The following is a 19,421-nucleotide window of genomic DNA, read 5'->3' as shown; positions in this document are numbered from 1 at the left end:
CTCCGGCCGTCCCCGCCCTACCCTCCGACCATGATCCGCCTCGCCTCCTCGACGGCCCACTCGAACCCCGCGTCGGGGTCGCGCACCAGCCGCTGCGTGGCGAGCGCGTGCTCCCGCGCCCGGGGGGCGGGGTCCGCCTCCGCGGCACGCAGCACGGGCATCCCCTCCTCGCCCAGGGCGACGAACGCCCGGCTGAGGCTCAACCGCGTCTCGCGCCCGCCCCGCCCCAGCTGCGTCGCCAGCACGGCGGCCAGGTCCCCGCCCCCGCCCTCCGGGACGAGCACGACCGCCGCCCGCCAGGCGCTGCGCGCCACCGCGTCGTCGGAGTCGGTCAGCAGCGCCCGGGTGAGCGCCGGCCACGCCCGCCGGTCCCCGATCTTGGACAGTGTGTGCAGGGCCTGGCTGCGCGCCTGGGCGCACTCCGAGTCCAGCTCCGCCACGAGCTTCGGGACCGTCACCGCGGCCGGCTGGCGGACCAGCGCCCACGTCAGCATGTCCCGCACGAAGAACTCGGGTTCGACCGCGCACCGTGCGACGAGCGCGTCGGCGCAGCGGGGATCCGCGGCCGTCCCCACCTCCAGCGCCGCCCGCAGCCGCACCGACGCACTGCCGTGCGCCAGTCCCTCCAGGGCCCGTACCAGCCCCGCTTCCGTCTCCTGCGTGATCACCGGGACCACCTCCTCGGCGGACAGCCAAGACCTTGCCACCGTGTCAAGGTCAAGCCCGGCCGCGCGGATCCCCCCGGAGCCGGGAGCTCCGGGGGAGGAGGAGGCCTCAGCAGCCGCCGCAGTTGTAGTAGAGGACGTCCCAGTGGTTGCCCTCGTCCGCGTAGACGTTGCCCGAGCCCGACTGCCACTGGGGAGCGCCGTCGCCGCGCAGGCCGATGTAGGCGAAGGTGCCCTTGATGTAGTTGGTGAGGCAGGTGGCCTTGGCGTAGTCGAGCTTGTAGCCGTTCCAGTGGGAGTACGTGCCGCTCGCGTGGCCGGTCTCGGTGCCGCCGGTGATGTTGAGCGCGCAGCCGCTGGCGCCCTTGAGGGTCTGGGCGCCCTGGGCGGTGGCGAGGTTGAGCTGCTCGAAGGAGGTACAGGCCGGGTTGGAGCGGTCCGAGCAGTTGCCCGAGGAGGACCAGGTGATCCCGGCCTGGCGGAACATCGAGGTCGCCGTCGCATGGGTGATCTTGGTCGCGGCCTGGGCCTGGGACGCGCCGGTCAGAACTCCGAAGCCGGGTGCGAAGAGCACGCCGAGGACGAGGAAGAGAGCGGTGAGGACGGATCGGGTCTTCACTTCGTGAGCCTCCTGCTGGGGTGACCGTGAGAGGTGGGGCCGGGTCCGTGCGGGTGGGGCACCGCGATGGTGCCCGACGTGTCCTTCCGCGCGCCAGAGGGCGTCCGTGCCGCGCCCTCCGGACCGGCCCGCGCCCTCCGGACCGGCCCGCGGCCGCCACGCGGCCCGGGTCCGGGCCCGTCCGGGTCCCGTCGCGGTGAATCCTTTTCCCGGTACGACTGATCCACCCGCACGGGTGGACGTCCCCCGCGGCCCGGTCCCGGACCCTGACGGCCCCTCTATAAACGGGATGATCTTCCCCCGTTGCCTCCACTGATGGGTCGTCACACCATGCTGAACGCCGCCCTGCGGGTGCTCGCCGCCACCTTCGTCCTCTCCGCCGCCGCCCTGACACCGCCCGCCGCGGCCGCCCCGGCGGCCGGCGAGGACTCCAGCGCCCCCTGCGGCCCGGTCGTCGAATACCGGGCCTGGGACTGGTGGCGGACCACGACGAACCCGGGGATCGCCCCGACCGTCGCGTCCACGGCGGCCGGGGAGCGCTGGCAGTGGCGGGATGACGTCAACACCCTGTGGCGCGGCGACACCAGGGAGAACGTCGAGGACATCTTCCGGACCGGCTTCACCCCGCGCGGCGACCAGCTCATCCCCCTCGCCGAGTACATCGTCAAGGGAGGCGGCCAGCTCAGCGCGCACCTCAGCACCAGCTGTGACCCGTCGGTGGCCAAGCGGTTCGCGACGTACGGCACGGAGAAGGCCGGCTGGGTGTACGAGATCTACGCTCCCGGCGGCATCGACGTGAACGCGACGGCCCGGGTGAACGGCTACCAGTCGCCGTACCTGTGGAACAAGGAGATCGACTTCCCGGGCGGTGTGCAGGGCAAGTTCATCAAGGGGGCCTGCAAGTACCGTCTGACGGGTACGGACCCGGTCACCAACGACAAGACCTGGGAGCGGCTGGGCTGCAAGGACAACACCGGCTTCGCCCCCTACAAGAGCGACCGGGCCGCCTACGTCCTCACGCACTGACCCCCGGCCGCGTCCCACGGCCCGCCGGGCCGCCCGGCGGGCGCGGGGCGCCCACCGGCAGCCGGGTCCCGTCCGGGCCGGACGTCAGCCGTTCAGGTTGCGCATGTACTCCGGGGAGTAGCGGTCGCCGGAGGCGACACCCCGGGGGGCCACGGCCTCGATCGCGGCGATGTCCTCCTCGGTGATCGTCACCGTGGTGGCGGCGACGTTCTCCTCCAGGTAGCGGCGCCGCTTGGTGCCCGGGATCGGCACCGCGCCCCGGTGCAGCACCCACGCGAGGGCCAGCTGGGACGGGGTGACCGACTTCGCCTCCGCGAGGCGGCGGACGGCGTCGACGACGGCGAGGTTGCGGGAGAAGTTCTCGCCCTGGAAGCGGGGGTCGGTGCGGCGGAAGTCGTCCTCGGCGAAGTCGTCGGGGCTGGTGATGGCGCCGGAGAGGAAGCCGCGCCCCAGCGGGGAGTAGGCGACCAGGCCGATGCCGAGCTCGTCGAGGGCGGCCTGTACGCCGTTGTCCTCCAGGCCCCGCTCGAACAGCGAGTACTCGGTCTGGACCGCCGTCAGGGGGTGGACGGCGTGCGCGCGCCGGATGGTGGCCGCGGCGGCCTCGCTGATGCCGAGGTAGCGGACCTTGCCCGCGGTCACCAGCTCCGCCATGGCGCCGATGCTCTCCTCGACCGGCACGTCGGGGTCGATGCGGTGCAGGTAGTACAGGTCGATGTAGTCGGTGCCCAGGTGGCGCAGCGAGCGTTCGGCGGCGCGGTGGATGTAGGCGCGGCGGCCGTTGTGGCCGTGGACGGTGCCGTTGTCGTCGATCTCGATACCGGTCTTGGTGGCGATGACCACCTGGTCGCGGCGGCCGGCGACGGCCTTGCCGACCAGCTGCTCGTTGACGAAGGGACCGTATGCCTCGGCGGTGTCGAGGAGGGTGACGCCCAGCTCGAGGGCCCGGTCGATGGTGGCCAGCGATTCGGCCTCGTCGGTGGCGCCGTAGAAGGCGCTCATGCCCATGCAGCCGAGGCCTTCGGCGCCGACGTGCAGCCCCTGGGAGCCGAGTGCGCGCAGTTCCATGCTGTTCTCCTGGAGGAGGGGAAGGGAAATAACTAACTGGTTACCTACACGATGCACGAGCCTGGGCCGTCATGTCAATAACCAGATAGTTACTTGCTAGCCTGGGCGGCATGGCACGTGATTCCAGCGCAACGAAGGCCCGCATCCTCGCGGCGGCCTTCGACGAGTTCGCCGAGTACGGTATCGCCGGCGCCCGGGTCGACCGCATCGCCGACACGGCCGGGGCGAACAAGCGGATGATCTACGTGTACTACGGCAACAAGGAACAGCTCTTCGACCAGGTTCTCCTCCAGGCCGTGGAGCAGGGCGCGGAATCCGTCCCCTTCGACGCCGAGGACCTCCCCCGCTACGCGGGTGCGATCTTCGACCACCTCACGGCCGACCCGCGGCTGATGCGGCTGCTGATGTGGAAGCGGCTCGAACGCCCGCAGGCCACCGCCCCGGAAGCGGAGTCCTACGCCCGCAAGACCGCCTCACTGGCCGCGGCCCAGCGCGGGGGCCACGTCGACCCCGCGCACGATCCGGCCGACCTGCTCACCCTGGTCCTCGGCCTGGCCCAGGCCTGGTACACCACGGCCGGCGGCGACCCGGACACCGCACGCCACCGCGCCGGCCACCGCGCGGCCGTGGTCGACGCGGTGGCCCGGCTGGTCGAGGTCCGCGACCCCGCCTGAGACGGACACGCACCCGCAGGTCTGGACGGACGTCACGCTCCGCGCGGTACGGGACGAGGACCCGGCGGTCTTCCACGCCGACACGAGCGCTCCCGAGGCCGCACGCGGGGGTGGAGACCGACGAGGTGGTCCTCACCCTCCCCGGCTGAGGACCCCGCCTCGTGCGCCGAGCTCAATGACGGGCCCGCGCGGGGGGTGCCCGGCGGGCCCGGTACGCGGGCGGCGCGGCCGGCCGGGCGGGGGGCCGGCAACCGCTGAGGGGCGTGCGCAGGGTGCGCGGGGTTTCCGGCCCGCCGGAGCGGGTCGCGACCGGGCCGGCCCGCCATGTGGGCGGAGAGCACCCGGGCCGGCTCCTCGGCGTTCCCGGCCTGGGCGACCGGTACGTCGCGGACCGTCGATGCCGCGCACCAGGTCCCGGCCTCGGGCCGGCGCGCCCGCACGGCACGGCGCAGCCTCGTCGTCACCGGGCTTCGACCGGCCTGAAGGTCGACGTCCGCCGTCACGCGGGTGTGGCCGCCGCAGGGAGCCGGCGGGAGCGGGCCGCCGGCACGAGCCCCAGCGCGCAGCCGACGAGCAGGCCCACGCCGTGGTTGTTGGCGAGCAGGCACAGCACGAGGCCCGCCGCGGGGACGGCGAGCGCCGCCCACCGCAGGGCGACGGCGCTGCCGCGCACCGCGTACCAGGCGGCGAGTGCGCCGACCAGGCCGCAGATCGCCACCGAATCGCCGCCTCCCCGGGGGCTCCAGCCGGCCATGCTCACCGCCTGGGCGGTGACACCGCTCACCGCGAGCACCAGCACGGTCCGCCAGGCCCCGAACCGCCGCTCGGCCACCGGAGCGACGACCGCGAGCGCGGCCAGGTTGACCAGGAGCTGGAACCATCCGGACGACTGCACCAGCAGGGCGGTGACCGCCCGCCACCACGCCCCGTGGGGCTGCCGCGCCAGCGCGTCGACGGTGCCGGGGACGGTCGTCTGGACCACGCCGAGCACCACCATCACGGCCAACAGCACCACCGCGACCCGGGGGACCGGCCGCCGCCAGGCCCGCAGCAGGGCCACCGGAGGAGGGACCTGGGCGGGGCCGCCCTCCGCGGCGAGCGCAGCCAGGAGCTGCAGGCCGGGCACGACGACGGCCGCGGCGCACCCGTAGAGCACAACACTGTGCATGTTCATGATCGAAGCCTGTCAGACCCCACCCCTTGCGGGCCCCGCGGGAGCCGACATGCCCATGGCAGGCTGGCGCGCATGTCCGCAACCCCCGAGCCCGAGCCCGAGCCCGTCCGGGCCACCCTCCAGCTGTCAGGCCGGCGCCTGTCCTACCTCGACTCCGGCGGCCCCGGCCCGCTCCTCCTCGCCCTGCACGGGCACTTCGGCGAAGCCCGTACGTTCGCCCCGCCGGCCTGGCAACTGGCCCCCGACTGGCGGGTCGTGGCCCTCGACCAGCGCGGCCACGGCCACTCCGGGCGACCGCCGGACTTTTCCCGCGAGGGATACGTCGAGGACACCGCAGCCGTGCTGCACCACCTCGGCGGCCCCGGCCCGGCGGTCGTCCTCGGCCATTCCCTGGGCGGCGTCAACGCCTACCACCTCGCCGCCCGCCATCCCCGGCTGGTCCGTGCCCTGGTCATCGAGGACATCGGCGCCGAAGTCGACGGCGACCTGTCGTTCTGCCTCACCTGGCCGCACCGCGCCCCCACCCGGCCGGCGCTGCTGGAGGCCCTGGGCGCATCGGCCCCCCACCTGACGGACGCGGTCCGCGAGTACGGGGACGGCTGGGGCCTCGCCTTCCGTCCGCAGGACATGGCGGCCTCCCAGCGCGCCCTCAACGGCGACCACTGGCGGGCCTGGCTCGGCAGCGACTGCCCGGCCCTGCTGCTCCGCGGCACCCGCAGCGGCGTCCTGTCGGCCCGCCACGCCCGGGCCATGGCGGCCGCGCGCCCGCACACGCGGCTCGTCGAACTCCCCACCGGGCACAGCGTCCACGCCACCGACCCCGAAGGGTTCGCCGAGGCCGTCCGGACCTTCCTCGGCGCTCTGCCCCCGCATCCGCATATTCGTTTGCCGCGGGCACGCCGCGCCGGATAGGAAGCTCGCATGCTGACAGGCGACAAGGTCGGGCTCAGGGCCCGCTTCGACGAGGACATCCCGCTCCTGCGGACCGAGCTCTACGACGACGTGGTCAACTCCTCGCGCTCCGAGGCCGGGCCGTGGCGGCCGGTGACCCCCGGAACGCAGGACCCGCGGCTCGTGGTCGACGAGAAGCAGGAGCGGAGCGTCTCGTTCTCCGTGGTGGAGCTGGACGGCGGCACGCTCATCGGCTCCGCCACGCTGTGGGGCATCGACAACCACAACCGCAACGCCCACATCGGGCTGGGCCTGTTCCCGGCCGCTCGCGGCAAGGGGTACGGCACCGACGTGGTAGCGGTCCTGTGCCACTACGGGTTCACCGTCCGCGGCTTCCAGCGGCTGCAGATCGAAACCCTCGCGGACAACGCCGCCATGCTGCGCTCCGCCGAGCGCAACGGCTTCGTCCGCGAGGGCGTACTGCGCAACTCGGCCTGGGTGATGGGCGAGTTCCTGGACCAGGTGCTCCTCGGGCTCCTCGTCCAGGACTGGAAGCAGGCCCCGGCGCGCTAGGGCCTGCCCCCGGCCGGCCCTGCCCCCGGCCGGGCGGCTCGGCTCAGGCCAGGTCGAACCGGTCGAGGTTCATGACCTTGTCCCACGCGGCCACGAAGTCCCGCACGAACTTCTCCCGCGCGTCCTCACACGCGTACACCTCCGCCAGCGCCCGCAGCTGGGAGTTGGAGCCGAAGACGAGGTCGACGGCCGTGGCGGTCCACTTGACCTCACCCGTGGACCGGTCCCGACCCTCGAACTCGCCCTCCACCGTGGCGGAAGCCTTCCATTCCGTCCCCATGCCCAGCAGGTTGACGAAGAAGTCGGGGGTCAGCGTCCCGGGCCGGTCCGTGAACACACCGTGCGGGGACCGCCTGAAGTTGGCGTCCAGGGCGCGCATCCCGCCGAGCAGCACCGTCATCTCCGGAGCCGTCAGCGTCAGCATCGAGGCCCGGTCCAGCAGCAGCGTCTCGGCCTCCGGCTTCTCCCCGGCCCGGCAGTAGTTGCGGAACCCGTCCGCGCTCGGCTCCAGTACCGCGAACGACTCCACGTCCGTCTGCTCCTGCGAGGCGTCCGTGCGCCCGGGCGCGAACGGCACCTTGACGTCGTGCCCGGCGTCCCGCGCCGCCCGCTCGACGGCCGCGCACCCGCCCAGGACGATCAGGTCGGCCAGCGAAACCCTCGTGCGGCCCGATCGCGAGCCGTTGAACTCCTCCCGGACCTGTTCGAGGGCGTCCAGCACCCGCGACAGCTCCGGGGTGTCGTTGACCTCCCAGCCCCGCTGCGGAGCCAGCCGGATCCGCGCCCCGTTGGCCCCGCCGCGCTTGTCGGTGCCGCGGAAGCTCGCCGCCGACGCCCAGGCCGTGGCGACCAGTTCGGAGACGGACGGGCCCGACGCGAGGATCGTCTCCTTGAGCGCGGCGACCTCCTCGTCCGTGACCAGGTCGTGGTCGGCCTGCGGCACCGGGTCCTGCCACAGCTGCGGCTCCGGGACCCAGGGGCCGAGGTAGCGCGTGACCGGCCCCATGTCGCGGTGCAGCAGCTTGTACCAGGCCTTGGCGAAGGCGTCGGCCAGCTCCTCGGGATGCTCCCGGAACCGGCGTGAGATCGGCCCGTACACCGGGTCCAGCTTCAGCGCGAGGTCGGTCGTGAGCATCATGGGGGCGTGCCGCTTCGCGGGGTCGTGCGCGTCGGGCACGGTGCCCTCGGCCGCCGGATCCTTCGGCTTCCACTGGTGCGCCCCGGCCGGGCTGGTGGTCAGCTCCCAGTCGTACCCGAACAGGTTGTCCAGGTAGCCGTTGTCCCACCGCGTCGGCTCGGTCGTCCACGCGCCCTCGAGGCCGCTGGTCAGCGTGTGCACGCCGCTGCCGGTGCCGAAGGTGTTCCGCCAGCCGAGGCCCTGCTGCTCCAGCGGGGCCGCCTCGGGCTCCGGGCCGACGTACTCGGCGGTGACCGCACCGTGGCACTTGCCGAACGTGTGGCCGCCGACGATCAGCGCGACCGTTTCCGTGTCGTCCATCGCCATACGGCCGAACGTCTCACGGATGTCCCGGGCGGCGGCCAGCGGATCCGGGTTTCCGTTGGGGCCTTCCGGATTCACGTAGATCAGGCCCATCTGCACTGCGCCGAAAGGGCCCGTGAGCTGTCTGTCACCGCTGTATCGCTCGTCTCCGAGCCAGGTGTCCTCCGGCCCCCAGAAAATCTCCTCGGGCTCCCAGATGTCCTCCCGGCCGAAGCCGAATCCGAACGTCTTGAAGCCCATTGATTCCAGGGCGCAGTTACCCGCGAACACGAGAAGATCCGCCCAGGAGATCTTCCGTCCGTACTTCTGCTTGACCGGCCACAGAAGGCGCCGCGCCTTGTCGAGGCTCGCATTGTCCGGCCAGCTGTTCAAAGGGGCGAACCGCTGGGCGCCGGCACCCCCGCCGCCCCGGCCGTCGGCGATCCGGTACGTGCCCGCCGCATGCCAGCTCATCCGGATGAACAGCGGCCCGTAGTGGCCGTAGTCGGCGGGCCACCAGTCCTGGGAGGTGGTCATCACCTCGAACACGTCCCGTTTCAGCGCGTCGACGTCGAGGGTGGCGAACTCCGCCGCGTAGTCGAAGTCCTCGCCCATCGGACTGGCCAGGGGGGAATTCTGATGGAGAACCTGGAGGTCCAGCTGATTCGGCCACCAGTCCCGGTTCGTGCGGGGCCGGGTCGCCGTGGGGGAGGGTGAGGGGATTACCGGGTTCTCGCTCTCGCTACCGGACACGTCCGTCCTTCTTTCCTGTCGCTGTCGGGAGTCGGATGTTCGAGCCGTATCGGCGTCCGTCATGGTCGCGCACCGCGGGCTCCAGAGCCACGAGAACACGCATGGCATTCCCGTGCACTACGGCCCGGATTCCCCATATCGCTCAAAGGAGCATTCACGGACGGCACGGCGGGGAGCGCATTCCCATTCCCGGGGAAATGGCCGGGGCCGCCTTCCCGCCCCGCGTCCTCACACCCGGGGCCGGGCGGCCATCGCCCAGGAGAACACCCCGAACAGGAGCAGCCCCGCCGCGACGGCGGCCAGCAGCCAGGGGCCCGCCGGGGTCTGCGCGAACGAGCGGAGGGTGTCGTCGACCCCCTTCGCCTTCCGCGGGTCGTACGAGACGGCGGCGTGGACGAGGAACGCGCCGGCCGCCGTGAACACGGCCCCGCGCGCCACTCCGCCCACCACGCCGAGGACGTCCACGGCCCGCCGGGCCCCCCGGGGAAGGCGGCTCGTCTCCATCTGCTCACGGAAGGAGAGCCGGGCCGCGCCCACGATGATGACGACCCCTCCGATGGCGACACCGAGCCCCGCCAGCCCCACGAGCCACGGGCCGGCCGGGATGCCCAGCACCCCGGCCGTGACGTCCCGGGACTGCTCGTCGCTCGAACGCCCACCGCCGTGCCCCGCGGCGAAGGACAACGTGGAGAAGGCCGTCACCCCGTAGAAGCAGGTCCGGGCGGCCGCCGCCACCCGCTTCGCCGGCCCCCGGCCGTCGGGGCCGGCGGAACCGAAGACGGCCTCCGAGAGCCGCCAGAGCGCCATCGCCACCAGACCGGCCCCGACGGCCCACACCAGCACCCGTCCGAACGGATGGCCCGCCAGCTCGGCGAGCGCCCCCGTGCGGTCGGCCGCCTGCCCGGGGCTCCCGAAGGCGACCCGCAGGGCCAGTACGCCCACCAGCACGTACAGCACCCCGCGCGTGGCCAGCCCGCACCGGGCGGCCACGGCCACCGCCGCGCGCGTCTCACGTGCCGTCGTTCCACCGCCCGACGGTCCGGCCATGCTCCACCCTTCCTGTGCGGGATCCCGCACGCCGCACCTGCCCCCTGCGGTCCGCGCCATGCGCCGGACCCGGGCCTGACGCCGTTTCGGCCCCGGCGGCCCGGGTAACCGCGCGGTCACGGACCACCACCCCCGATGAGGAGGCAACATCCATGGCCGGCATAGGCGGTTGCATCACCCTGTTCGTGGTGGGGGCCATCCTCACCTTCGCGAGCGACTGGCAGATGAAGGGCGTCAACCTGGACGTGGTGGGCCTGATCATGATGGCCGGAGGGCTGCTGGGACTCGGCGTCTACAGCAGCGTCCTGCGCCGCCGCCGCGCCGCCGCCCTCCCGGTGGTCGACGAGACCCGGGACCGGACCTGAGCCGACGCCGGGGGCCGTGCACCGTCATGGGGCGGACCCCCGGCGGACGAGCGGGAAGTGCGGCGCCGAGGTGCAAAGCGCGCGATCGAGGGTAGGCGCGGCCCATGATCGGCCCACTTCGCCGCGCGGCCCCCGGGCCCCCGTCCCGGTCATGGCCCGCGGCTGACCAGGAGACCCCCGTGCCCAGCACCGCACTGACCCACCTCGACGCCGTCCCCCTGCAGCGCCTGATCGCCCTGCCGGGCGTCTACCGCCCGCAGGCGGACACCCTGCTGCTCGCCGACGCCCTCGCCCGGGAGCCGCTGAGCCCCGGCGCACAGGTCGTCGAAATCGGCACGGGCACCGGAGCGCTCGCCCTGCGCGCGGCGGCCCGGGGCGCCCACGTCACCGCCGTCGACGTGGCGTGGCCGGCCGTCCTGGCCGCCCGCCTCAACGGATGGCGCCGGCGTCTGCGGCTGCGCGTCCTGCACGGCGACTTCGTCGACCGGACGCGTGGGCACCGCTTCGACCTGATCCTGGCCAACCCGCCCTACGTCCCCGGCCCCGATTCGCGGCTGCCCACCAGCGGGGCCGGGCGCGCCTGGGAAGCCGGCCGCGAAGGCCGCGCCGTCATCGACCGCATCTGTACGGCCGCCCCGGCGCTGCTGCGCCCCGGAGGCGTCCTCCTGATGGTCCACTCGGGCATGTGCGGGGTGCAGAAGACCCTCGCCCTGCTGGCCGGGCAGGGCCTGTCCGCCCGTGTCACCGAACGCGCCCGGATCCCCTGGGGGCCCGTGCTGCGGTCCCGCGCGGCGTGGCTGCGGCAGGCCGGGCTGGCGGCGGAGGGCGAGGACCAGGAGGAGCTGGTGGTGGTCCGTGCCCAGTACGCCTGACCCCGAGCGCACCCGCCCGCCGGCACCGGCCGGGGAGGGGCCCCGCCCCCGGCGGGTCCGCGTGGAGCGCGGCGGCCCGGTCCTGGTCGAGGGCCCGGTCGAGATCACCCTGGACGACGGGACCACCGTCCGGTCGGACCGGTTCACCGTCGCCGTGTGCACCTGCCGGCGCAGCCGTACGTACCCCTGGTGCGACACCAGCCACCGTCCCCGCGAACGGGCCGCCCCGGCATCCGGGCGTCCCGGGGAACCCCACGCACCCGACGGACCCCGGGCGCCCGCCGGGGGCCACGAACCCGAGGACAGGACCGACCGATGACCGCACCCGCCAGCACCCCCGCCGGCGCGCCCGCCCGGACCGACGCGGCGGAACCGGCCGCGCGCGGCCCCGTCCTGGTCGAGGGCCGCGGCCCGCTGTCCCGCGCCGTGGTGGCCGCCCTGCGCGGCGGCCCTCCCCCGTCCGCCGGTACCGCGGCCGCCGGCAGCACGGCCGTACGCGGGGCCGTGGACAGGACCGACCCGTGGGGAGAGGACCTCCACCTCTCCCTCTACCTGCTCTACGAACTGCACTACCGCGGCTTCGCGGGCGTGGACGACGCCCTCGAATGGGATCCGGCGCTGCTGGGGCTGCGCGGGGCCCTGGAGGAACGTTTCCTCAATGCCCTGCGGACGGCGACGGCCGACGCCCCGGGGACGGTGACGGAAGCCTTCGGCCCCCTCCTCGTCGAACCCGTGGACCTCGGCGGAAGCCTCAGCCACCACCTGGAGACCGAGGGCGAACTCTGGCAGCTGCGCGAGTACGCGGCCCTGCGCTCCCTCTACCACCTGAAGGAGGCCGACCCGCACGCCTGGGTGATCCCCCGGCTGCACGGCCGGGCCAAGGCGGCCATGGTCGCCATCGAGTACGACGAGTTCGGCGCCGGCCACCCCGACCGCGTCCACGCCCGCCTCTTCGCCGGCCTCATGGCCGACCTCGGCCTCGACACCACGTACGGCCACTACCTGGACCGCGCTCCCGCGCCCCTGCTCGCCACCGTCAACCTGATGTCCCTCCTGGGCCTGCACCGCGCCCTGCGGGGGGCCCTGGTCGGGCACTTCGCGTGCGTCGAGGTCACCTCCTCGCCCGGCTCCCGCCGCCTCGCCCGGGCCATGCGCCGGTGCGGCGCGGGCCCCGCGGCCGAGCACTTCTATGCCGAACACGTGGAGGCCGACGCGGTGCACGAACAGGTCGTGCGCCACGAGGTCATCGGCGGTCTGCTCGCCGACGAGCCGGAGCTGGAGCCCGACGTCGCCTTCGGCTGCGCGGCGACCCTCCTGCTGGAAGATCGGCTCGCCGCCCACATCCGTACGGCGTGGGACCAGGGCCGCTCGGCCCTGCGCCCGTCGGCGGTTCCGGGGCCCGGCACGGGCTGATCGGGTCCGCGTCGCTTCACGGGGACGGCGTCCTTCTGAGCGGTGTGCCAGTTGGTGACGACCGGGCGGTCGACCGTGCCTCCGTGCCGTCGGATCGGCGCTTTCGGGATCACTATGAGGGAGCCGTGGGCCGGGGACCGCCCGCGTCTTCGTTCCAGGACGCCGTTGTCACGAACCGGCGACACGACCCCCCGGTTCCGGCCGGGCGGCCTCGGGTGGCCCGATCCGCCACCGGGGCGCGCCCGTTCGGCGTACGTATCCAGGGGTGCGGGGCGCGGCCGCCCGGACGGGATACGGATGTTCCCGCTGCCCGCCCCCATCGCCCCAGGGAGACCCGATGCGCTGCATCAACCGGCGAGACCTCGCACTGCTGGCGCTCCGCGCCGGAACCGGAGCCGTCCTCATGGCGCACGGAACGCAGAAGCTGTTCGGCTGGTTCGGGGGCGGCGGTCTGGACAAGACCGCGGCCGCGATGGAGCACATGGGCTTCACCCCCGGCCGGCAGAGCGCCCTGGCCGCGGGACTCGGCGAGACGGGCGGGGGCGCGCTGCTGGTCCTGGGCCTGGCCACCCCGGCGGCGGGCGCGGCGGCGGCGGGCGCCATGGCGGGAGCGGTGTCCGTCCACGCCCCGGCCGGGTTCTTCGCCCAGGCCGGGGGATACGAGTACCCGGCCTTCCTCGGATTCACCGCGGCCGCCATCGGCCTGGCCGGCGCGGGCCGCTACTCCCTGGACCACGCCACCGGCCACACCTTCGACCAGCGGTGGATGCTCGGCCTGGCGTTCACCGCGAGCGCCCTGGCGGCGGCCGCGGTCGTCGCCAAACGGGCCCGGGCACAGCAGAGCGACGAGGGGGAATCCGCCTGACCCGCGGCTCCACGTACCATCCCGCCGACCGGGCCCGGACCGGCTCGTCTGGGTACGCCGGCGGGCGGGGCTGAGTAGGACGACTCATGTGGTGCGGGTGCGTGGGTGGTCAGGCTGGGGTGGTCGTCGTCGTCCTCGTGAACGGGAATCGCCGTGCTCAGCCGCCTCGCCCGCCTCGTGGTTCCCGCCCTGGCGCGGATCCGCGTCACCACCGCGTCCGACGCGCGGTTGCCGTCCGGCAGTGTCATCGTCGCCAACCACACGTCGCTCGCCGACCCGGCCGTGGTGCTCGCCGCCCTGCACCGGTGCGGGGTCGAGCCCGTCGTCATGGCCGCCGCCGGCCTCTGGCGGGCCCCGGTCCTGGGGCGGCTGCTCGTCCGCGAGGGCCACATCCCCGTCCGCCGGGGGGACCGGCGGGCCGCCGAAGCCCTCGACCACGCCGTGTCGGCCCTGGCGGCGGGCCGCTCGGTGCTGCTGTACGCCGAAGGGGGCATCCCCTCCCGCCGTGACGCCGCCGAAGCCGCGCCGCTGCCCTTCCGCAGCGGGCTCGCGCGGCTCGTCGAGCGCACCGGAGCGCCCGTCGTCCCCGTGGGCCAGGCCGGGGCCCGCCGCGTCAGTTCCGGCGGCGTCGCCAAGCAGCTGGCCGGCGTCGCCACCGCCCCGCTGAGGCGGCCGCGGCTGCACGTCCACGTCGGCCCCCCGCTGGAGCTGACCGGTGACGTGGCCGCCCGGACGCTCCAGGCGCACGCCGCCGTCACCGACGCATGGCGCACCGCGGCCGCCCGGTTGCGCGAGCCGGCCGCGTACGACGGGTGACGGGGACGGCGGGGCGGGGGCGGTATCGCGCCAATTCCGCGGATCCGGCCGTAAGGAGCCGCGCGATCGGTAGCGTCCCGATACGTAAGACCTGTGCCGCGCCCGGCACACGACACCGACGGAGGACAGCCATGGCGAATGTGGAAGTGTCGCTCAAGGAAGCGATGACCTCGATCGAGGGGGCCCTGGGGGTGGCGCTGGTCGACTACGCCAGCGGAATGGCCCTCGGCACGCTCGGCGGCGGCAAGGACCTGGACCTGATGGTGGCGGCCGCCGGGAACACCGACGTCATCCGGGCCAAGCTGCGGACCATGGAGATGCTCGGCATCCAGGACGAGATCGAGGACCTCCTCATCACCCTCGGCAGCCAGTACCACCTGATCCGGATCCGCCGCGGCCGGTCCGGCGGCGGTCTGTTCCTCTACCTCGTCCTGGACCGCGGCAGGTCGAACCTGGCGATGGCCCGGCACCAGCTGGCCCGCATCGAGTCCGATCTGGAGGTCTAGCCGCGGCGTCCGTCGGGCCCACGCACGCCCATGAGTTGAAGAAATCTTCAACTCGGAACATGTGAAACCGGTCAACATCGGTTCCGCGTGGGCCGACCGGACGCGACGATGGGCGGGATGGCGTCGTCCCCGCCCGGGACGGACACCGTTCGAGGAGGAACAGGAGCGTGGTGGGCATGCAGGTCCCGCTGTACCAGGCCAAGGCCGAGTTCTTCCGGATGCTCGGCCACCCGGTCCGCATCCGCGTACTGGAGCTCCTCCAGGACGGCCCGATGCCCGTACGGGACCTGCTCGCCGAGATCGACGTCGAGGCCTCCAACCTGTCGCAGCAGCTCGGCGTCCTGCGCCGCTCGGGCATCGTCGTCTCCACCCGCGAGGGCTCGACCGTCACCTACGCACTCGCCGGCGGCGACGTCGCCGAACTCCTGCGCGCCGCGCGCCGGATCCTCACGGAGATGCTGGTGGGCCGCAACGCCCTGATCGCCGAGCTCAACGACCCCGACCCGGCACCGGCCCCCACTCCCGCCCGCACGTAGCCCGCCCTGGGGCGCCGCCCGGCGCGGAGGGCCCGCGCGGGGCCTGATGGAGCAACCTCGGCTGCGGACCGGCCGAGAGGGTGGTGGCATCGGTGGGATGAAGGATCCCTTCGCCTGCGAGGAGCCGGCCCTGCTGGCACGCACCGGCACCGCGGACCGGGCTGCGGCCCGCCGCGCCGTCGCTTCGCGTGCCACCGACAGCGAGGACCTGCGGACCCTGCTCGACATACTGGGCCTGCGCCCGGCCGACGACCCGCCCGCTGAGCACGACCGCTGGAGGGCGCCGCCGTCGCGGCCGTGAGCCACGGTGCCCGGGGCGCCCCGGCGGACCGCCCCCGGGGACCGCCCGGGCGGACCGGCCGGGCGGGGGATTCCGTAGGGTTCGTCCATGGATTCGATGATCATCAGGACCCGGAGGGCGGCCCTGCCGGCCGCGGTGGTGCTGTTCGCCGCGGCGGTGGTCGCCGTGTGCGCGGGCGGGCCGGTCCTGTGGTGGGGCCTTCCCCCGGCGGTGTGCGCCTTCGTGGCCGGCAGCCGCCCCGGCCGGGGCGCGGACGTGCTCGTGGCGCTGGCCGCGGTGCTGGTGGCCGCCGCGGTGGCCGTGCTGCTGGTGCCCCAGTGGCTGGGCCTGGCCAGCATGTTCGTCGGGATGTTGCTGGTGGGGGCGATGCTGCCCTGGTTCGCGGGCCGGTTCCTGTGCCAGTACCGCGCGCTGGTGCGGGCCGGCTGGGAGCGGGCCGCGCAGCTGGAACGGGAGCAGCGGCTGGTCTCCGAACAGGCGCGGCTGCGTGAACGGACCCGGATCGCCCAGGACATGCACGACCTGCTGGGCCACGACCTCAGCCTGATCGCCCTGTCGGCCGGAGCGCTGAAGCTGTCACCGGGTCTGTCCGAGGAGGGCCGGGCCGCCGCCGGGGAGATCCGGGCGCGGGCGGGGGAGGCCGTGGAACGGCTCGCCGAGGTGATCGGCGTCCTGCGCGGTCCGCAGGAGTCCGGCCCCGGCCCGGCCGCCGACGGCGCCGCGCAGGACGCCGACGGCCCTGGACCGGCGGCGCTGCGGGCTCTGGTCGAGCGGGCCCGCGGGGCGGGACTCGACGTACGGCTGTGCGTGGAGGGGGAGCCGGAGCGCGCCGACGGGGCGGCCGCCGCGGGACGGGCGGCGGTCCAGCGGGTGGTCCAGGAGGCGCTGACGAACGTCGCCAAGCACGCTCCGGGCCACCGCGCCACCGTCTCCCTCCGGTACGGGGAACGGAGCACGCACGTCACGGTCACGGACGGGCCGCGCCCGGACGCGGGCCGTACCGCCCGCCCATCCGGAGGGGGCGGGAGCAGCGGGTTCGGCCTGATCGGTCTGGACGAGCGGGTCCGGCTGGCCGGCGGCACCTTCTCCTGCGGCCCCGAGGGGGCGGGCTATGCCGTCCGCGCCGTCCTCCCGCACGCCCGGGACTCCGGCCCCGCACCGGGCCGGGCCGCCGGCGGACCGGCCGTCCACGGGACCCGGCTGCCCGTGGCGCACCGCACCGCGAGCCGCCGGCTCGGGCGGACGGCCGCCGCGGCCGTCCTGGTGCCCCTGTGCTCCGCGGCCCTCCTCGTCAGTGCGGTACGGGCCTGGGAGGCCGTCACCGCCCGATGGTCGGTCCTCGATCCGCGGGACTACGCCCGCCTGACCCTCGGTCAGCCCAGGGCCGAGCTGGCGGCTCACCTGCCCGAGCGCCAGACCTCCCACCGCCCCCTGGTACCCGCCCCCGCGCCGCCGGGGGCGGTGTGCGAGTTCTACGTGCCGACCGCCGACCTGTTCGACGACCGTTCGGGGGACCTGTACCGGCTCTGCTTCCGTGCCGGACGCCTGGTCTCGGCCGACACCTACGAGGGAAAGGACGTCCGATGATCAGGATCCTGGTCGCCGACGACGAACCCATGATCCGCGCCGGCATCTGCGCGGTCCTCGCCTGCGACCCCGGCTTCTCGGTCGTCGCGCAGGCGGCCGACGGCCGGGAGGCGGTGGAGCTGGTCCTGCGTCACCGCCCGGACGTGGCCGTCCTGGACGTCCGGATGCCCGGCGGCGGCGGTATCGACGCGGCCGCCGAGATACGCCGGACGGTCCCCGGGACGGCGGTGGTCATGCTGACGACGTTCGGCGAGGACGAGTACATCCTGCGCGCCCTCGGGGAGGGCGCCGCGGGCTTCCTGATCAAATCGGGGGAGCCGGAGGAACTCCTGGCCGGTGTGCGGGCCGTGGCCGAGGGAGCCGCCTACCTGTCGCCGAAGGTCGCCGCCCGGGTGGTGGCGCACCTGGCCGCGGACGGCGCGGGTGCCCGGGCCGCCCGCCGCTCAGCCGCCCGCGCCCGGGTGGAATCCCTGACGGCCCGGGAGCGGGACGTGCTCGGCTGCCTCGGCGGGGGGCTGTCCAACGGGCAGATCGCCCGCCGTCTGGGTCTCGCGGAGGGGACGGTGAAGGCCCATGTCAGCTCGATCCTCGCGCGGCTGGGCGTCGACAACCGCGCCGCCGCGGCCGTGACCGCCCACGAGGCCGGTGTCGTGCCGGCGCCGCCGGCCGGGGGGTCCGCCAAGGAGCGCTGACGCGCCCCGGGCGGCCGCCGGCAGCGCCAGCAGCCGTACGACGGCCACCGCCGCCGCCCCCAGTACCGCACCCGCGAGCACGTCGTGCGGGTAGTGCACGCCGACCAGCACCCTCAGCAGGGCCGCCGCGCCCGCCACGGGCAGGGCGAGGGCCGCGAGCCGCGGCCGCACCGCCGAGACGCCGACGGCCAGTGCGACGGCGAGGGTCGCGTGGTTGCTCGGGAAGGACCAGTCGCCGGGCGCGGGGCACTCCGCGAGGGCCCGCGCCCACGGCAGGGCGCGGCACGGCCGCTCCTCGTCGACGAGCACCTTCAGCACCTCGCTGATCCCGTAGCCCGCGACCGTGCCCGCGGCGGCCGTGGCGAGCCCGCCCAGCCCCCGTGCGTCGCGGGTACGGAAGGCCCGCCACGCCGTCCAGGCCAGCAGGAGGCCGAGGACGACCAGCGTGCCGTCGCTCGCGGCCTCCAGCAGGGCGCGGGTCCAGCCCGGCAGGTCCGCCGCGGTCCCGCTCAGCGTCCGGTACACCGTGGCGGAGGCGCCGCCCGTCACCCGGGCCGGCGCGTCCGCGTCCCGCGCCCCGTCAGGGGCCAGTGCCAGGAGGGCCACCGCTGCGGCTCCGGCCGCCGCGCCCGCGAGGGGCACGCGGCGCCGCCGCCGGAATTCCTTGATCGTTTGCATGCTCCCGACGATAGGGAGCCGGGCCCGCGCGCACCCCGGCCGAACGGCCGCCCGCCACCCCGACGAAGGTCGGGGTTGACGGGCGGCGCGTCCGGTGCCTCAGGCCGGAAGGGCCCCGGCCAGGCCCGACCCGAGGAGCCGGAAGGCGCGGTCGGCGGCGGCGACGGCCTCCGGGTACACCTCGTCGGCGGGACGGCCGGCCTGCACCTGCCCGCTGTTGCGGTCGGCGAGCACCCGCAGGGCGGTGACGATCTGCACGGCGGCGAGCCGCGCGGTCAGCTCGTCGGCGCCGGACTCCTCCAGGGCCTGCGCCAGGGCGTCGATGCTGCGCCCCGCGTACCGCAGCAGCCGTTCGCTGAGGCTCGGCGTCGTGCTGAGCAGCCGGGCGAAGGCCACCGCCTCCGGGTCGGAGGTCAGCCCGGTGACCGGGTCGCGCCGCGCCAGGGCGTCGAGCTCGTGCGCGTGCAGGGCGTCGAGCGGGGACATGCCGGCCGGGCGGGCGCGGACCACGCGGGCCGACTCGTCCTCGTGGTCGGCGAACACGTGCAGGACCAGGTCTTCCTTGGTCGGGAAGTACGTGAACAGCGTGCGCTTGGAGACCTCGGCGGCCTCGGCGATCTCCACGATCGACACCTCGTCGAACCCGCGGGTCAGGAACAGGTGCAGGGCCGCTTCGAAGATCGTCTGCCGGGTCTTCTGCTTCTTGCGTTCGCGCAGTCCCAGGTGCTCAGTCATGCGCACACGGTAGAGCAGAAGGGGTACTCGGGCGAAAGTTGCACCTGGTATAGTTATCGACCAAGTGAAGGAATCGTCCTGGGAG

General features: G+C 74.4%; 22 protein-coding genes and 1 pseudogene. 15 read left to right on the top strand and 8 right to left on the bottom strand.

Going from position 1 to position 19,421, the window contains the following annotated elements; all coding sequences use genetic code 11:
- Positions 1 to 17: 17 nt before the first annotated feature.
- Together BX286_RS02295 and BX286_RS02290 are read right to left on the bottom strand one after the other, a co-directional pair.
- Positions 18 to 707: a HEAT repeat domain-containing protein gene (locus tag BX286_RS02295; RefSeq protein ID WP_222842049.1), complete on the bottom strand. Its 690-nt coding sequence runs from the start codon at positions 705 to 707 to the stop codon at positions 18 to 20.
- Between the two features lie 67 nt (positions 708 to 774).
- A complete protein-coding gene (locus tag BX286_RS02290; RefSeq protein ID WP_079431159.1) occupies positions 775 to 1,284 on the bottom strand; it encodes a hypothetical protein in 510 nt (169 codons plus the stop codon).
- A 315-nt stretch (positions 1,285 to 1,599) separates the two neighbouring features.
- Here BX286_RS02290 and BX286_RS02285 point away from each other — a divergent pair, with 315 nt between their 5' ends.
- Positions 1,600 to 2,310 carry a hypothetical protein gene (locus BX286_RS02285; protein ID WP_121014422.1) on the top strand — a complete coding sequence of 237 codons (711 nt, stop codon included), beginning with the start codon at positions 1,600 to 1,602 and terminating at the stop codon, positions 2,308 to 2,310.
- An 84-nt stretch (positions 2,311 to 2,394) separates the two neighbouring features.
- Here the strand turns inward: BX286_RS02285 and BX286_RS02280 are convergent, their stop codons facing one another.
- Positions 2,395 to 3,378, bottom strand: coding sequence for an aldo/keto reductase (locus tag BX286_RS02280; protein ID WP_079431161.1), 984 nt, complete (start codon positions 3,376 to 3,378; stop codon positions 2,395 to 2,397).
- Between the two features lie 110 nt (positions 3,379 to 3,488).
- Here BX286_RS02280 and BX286_RS02275 point away from each other — a divergent pair, with 110 nt between their 5' ends.
- On the top strand, positions 3,489 to 4,052 hold the full coding sequence (locus BX286_RS02275) for a TetR family transcriptional regulator (protein ID WP_079431162.1): 564 nt from the start codon (positions 3,489 to 3,491) through the stop codon (positions 4,050 to 4,052).
- Between the two features lie 499 nt (positions 4,053 to 4,551).
- Here the strand turns inward: BX286_RS02275 and BX286_RS02270 are convergent, their stop codons facing one another.
- Positions 4,552 to 5,226 (bottom strand): rhomboid family intramembrane serine protease, encoded by a 675-nt coding sequence (locus BX286_RS02270; RefSeq protein WP_148710244.1) that lies wholly within the window; start codon positions 5,224 to 5,226, stop codon positions 4,552 to 4,554.
- A gap of 72 nt (positions 5,227 to 5,298) precedes the next feature.
- On the opposite strand from BX286_RS02270, the gene BX286_RS02265 reads away from it, so the two are divergent.
- Both BX286_RS02265 and BX286_RS02260 read left to right on the top strand, forming a co-directional pair.
- Positions 5,299 to 6,138 (top strand): alpha/beta fold hydrolase, encoded by an 840-nt coding sequence (locus BX286_RS02265; RefSeq protein WP_121014420.1) that lies wholly within the window; start codon positions 5,299 to 5,301, stop codon positions 6,136 to 6,138.
- 9 nt (positions 6,139 to 6,147) lie between these two features.
- Positions 6,148 to 6,690: a GNAT family N-acetyltransferase gene (locus BX286_RS02260; protein ID WP_079431165.1), complete on the top strand. Its 543-nt coding sequence runs from the start codon at positions 6,148 to 6,150 to the stop codon at positions 6,688 to 6,690.
- A gap of 43 nt (positions 6,691 to 6,733) precedes the next feature.
- Here BX286_RS02260 and katG read toward each other — a convergent pair whose 3' ends face one another.
- Both katG and BX286_RS02250 read right to left on the bottom strand, forming a co-directional pair.
- Complete coding sequence (gene katG / locus BX286_RS02255; RefSeq protein ID WP_121014419.1) at positions 6,734 to 8,923, bottom strand: catalase/peroxidase HPI; 2,190 nt, start codon at positions 8,921 to 8,923, stop codon at positions 6,734 to 6,736.
- Between the two features lie 228 nt (positions 8,924 to 9,151).
- Positions 9,152 to 9,970, bottom strand: a complete 819-nt coding sequence (locus BX286_RS02250; RefSeq protein WP_079431167.1) for a DUF1206 domain-containing protein — start codon at positions 9,968 to 9,970, stop codon at positions 9,152 to 9,154.
- A gap of 152 nt (positions 9,971 to 10,122) precedes the next feature.
- Between BX286_RS02250 and BX286_RS02245 the strand changes: the two genes are divergently transcribed.
- From BX286_RS02245 to BX286_RS37320, 11 genes are all read left to right on the top strand, one after another.
- Entirely contained in the window at positions 10,123 to 10,335 is a 213-nt protein-coding gene (locus BX286_RS02245; protein ID WP_079431168.1) for a hypothetical protein, read from the top strand.
- Between the two features lie 179 nt (positions 10,336 to 10,514).
- Positions 10,515 to 11,207 carry a HemK2/MTQ2 family protein methyltransferase gene (locus tag BX286_RS02240; protein ID WP_261993310.1) on the top strand — a complete coding sequence of 231 codons (693 nt, stop codon included), beginning with the start codon at positions 10,515 to 10,517 and terminating at the stop codon, positions 11,205 to 11,207.
- Positions 11,191 to 11,526 (top strand): CDGSH iron-sulfur domain-containing protein, encoded by a 336-nt coding sequence (locus BX286_RS02235; protein ID WP_079431170.1) that lies wholly within the window; start codon positions 11,191 to 11,193, stop codon positions 11,524 to 11,526. The genes BX286_RS02240 and BX286_RS02235 overlap by 17 nt, the downstream gene beginning before the upstream one ends.
- Complete coding sequence (locus tag BX286_RS02230; protein ID WP_121014418.1) at positions 11,523 to 12,620, top strand: iron-containing redox enzyme family protein; 1,098 nt, start codon at positions 11,523 to 11,525, stop codon at positions 12,618 to 12,620. Before BX286_RS02235 ends, BX286_RS02230 begins: the two co-directional genes overlap by 4 nt.
- Positions 12,621 to 12,957: 337 nt before the next feature.
- Positions 12,958 to 13,485, top strand: coding sequence for a DoxX family protein (locus BX286_RS02225; RefSeq protein WP_079431172.1), 528 nt, complete (start codon positions 12,958 to 12,960; stop codon positions 13,483 to 13,485).
- 153 nt (positions 13,486 to 13,638) lie between these two features.
- On the top strand, positions 13,639 to 14,301 hold the full coding sequence (locus BX286_RS02220) for a lysophospholipid acyltransferase family protein (protein ID WP_079431173.1): 663 nt from the start codon (positions 13,639 to 13,641) through the stop codon (positions 14,299 to 14,301).
- A 131-nt stretch (positions 14,302 to 14,432) separates the two neighbouring features.
- A complete protein-coding gene (locus BX286_RS02215) occupies positions 14,433 to 14,807 on the top strand; it encodes a hypothetical protein (protein ID WP_079431174.1) in 375 nt (124 codons plus the stop codon).
- A 176-nt stretch (positions 14,808 to 14,983) separates the two neighbouring features.
- On the top strand, positions 14,984 to 15,343 hold the full coding sequence (locus tag BX286_RS02210) for a helix-turn-helix transcriptional regulator (protein WP_079432146.1): 360 nt from the start codon (positions 14,984 to 14,986) through the stop codon (positions 15,341 to 15,343).
- Positions 15,344 to 15,440: 97 nt separating this feature from the next.
- The gene (locus tag BX286_RS02205; RefSeq protein WP_079431175.1) at positions 15,441 to 15,644 is read left to right on the top strand and encodes a hypothetical protein; all 204 of its coding nucleotides are present in this window, start codon (positions 15,441 to 15,443) and stop codon (positions 15,642 to 15,644) included.
- Positions 15,645 to 15,731: 87 nt separating this feature from the next.
- The gene (locus BX286_RS02200) at positions 15,732 to 17,231 is read left to right on the top strand and encodes a sensor histidine kinase (protein WP_261993309.1); all 1,500 of its coding nucleotides are present in this window, start codon (positions 15,732 to 15,734) and stop codon (positions 17,229 to 17,231) included.
- Positions 17,228 to 17,923 (top strand): response regulator transcription factor, encoded by a 696-nt coding sequence (locus BX286_RS37320; protein ID WP_079431177.1) that lies wholly within the window; start codon positions 17,228 to 17,230, stop codon positions 17,921 to 17,923. The genes BX286_RS02200 and BX286_RS37320 overlap by 4 nt, the downstream gene beginning before the upstream one ends.
- Before the next feature lie 45 nt (positions 17,924 to 17,968).
- On the opposite strand, the pseudogene BX286_RS02190 reads toward BX286_RS37320, so the two are convergent.
- Both BX286_RS02190 and BX286_RS02185 read right to left on the bottom strand, forming a co-directional pair.
- Positions 17,969 to 18,601: pseudogene (locus tag BX286_RS02190) on the bottom strand (phosphatase PAP2 family protein); the annotation flags it as partial.
- A 99-nt stretch (positions 18,602 to 18,700) separates the two neighbouring features.
- Positions 18,701 to 19,336 (bottom strand): TetR/AcrR family transcriptional regulator, encoded by a 636-nt coding sequence (locus BX286_RS02185; protein ID WP_079431179.1) that lies wholly within the window; start codon positions 19,334 to 19,336, stop codon positions 18,701 to 18,703.
- Between the last annotated feature and the right edge of the window lie 85 nt (positions 19,337 to 19,421).

This window comes from Streptomyces sp. 3211.6, assembly GCF_003634815.1.
GTDB lineage: Bacteria > Actinomycetota > Actinomycetes > Streptomycetales > Streptomycetaceae > Streptomyces > Streptomyces katrae_A.
Note: the sequence above shows the minus strand (reverse complement) of the source record. Positions and strands in the feature narration are given on the sequence as shown.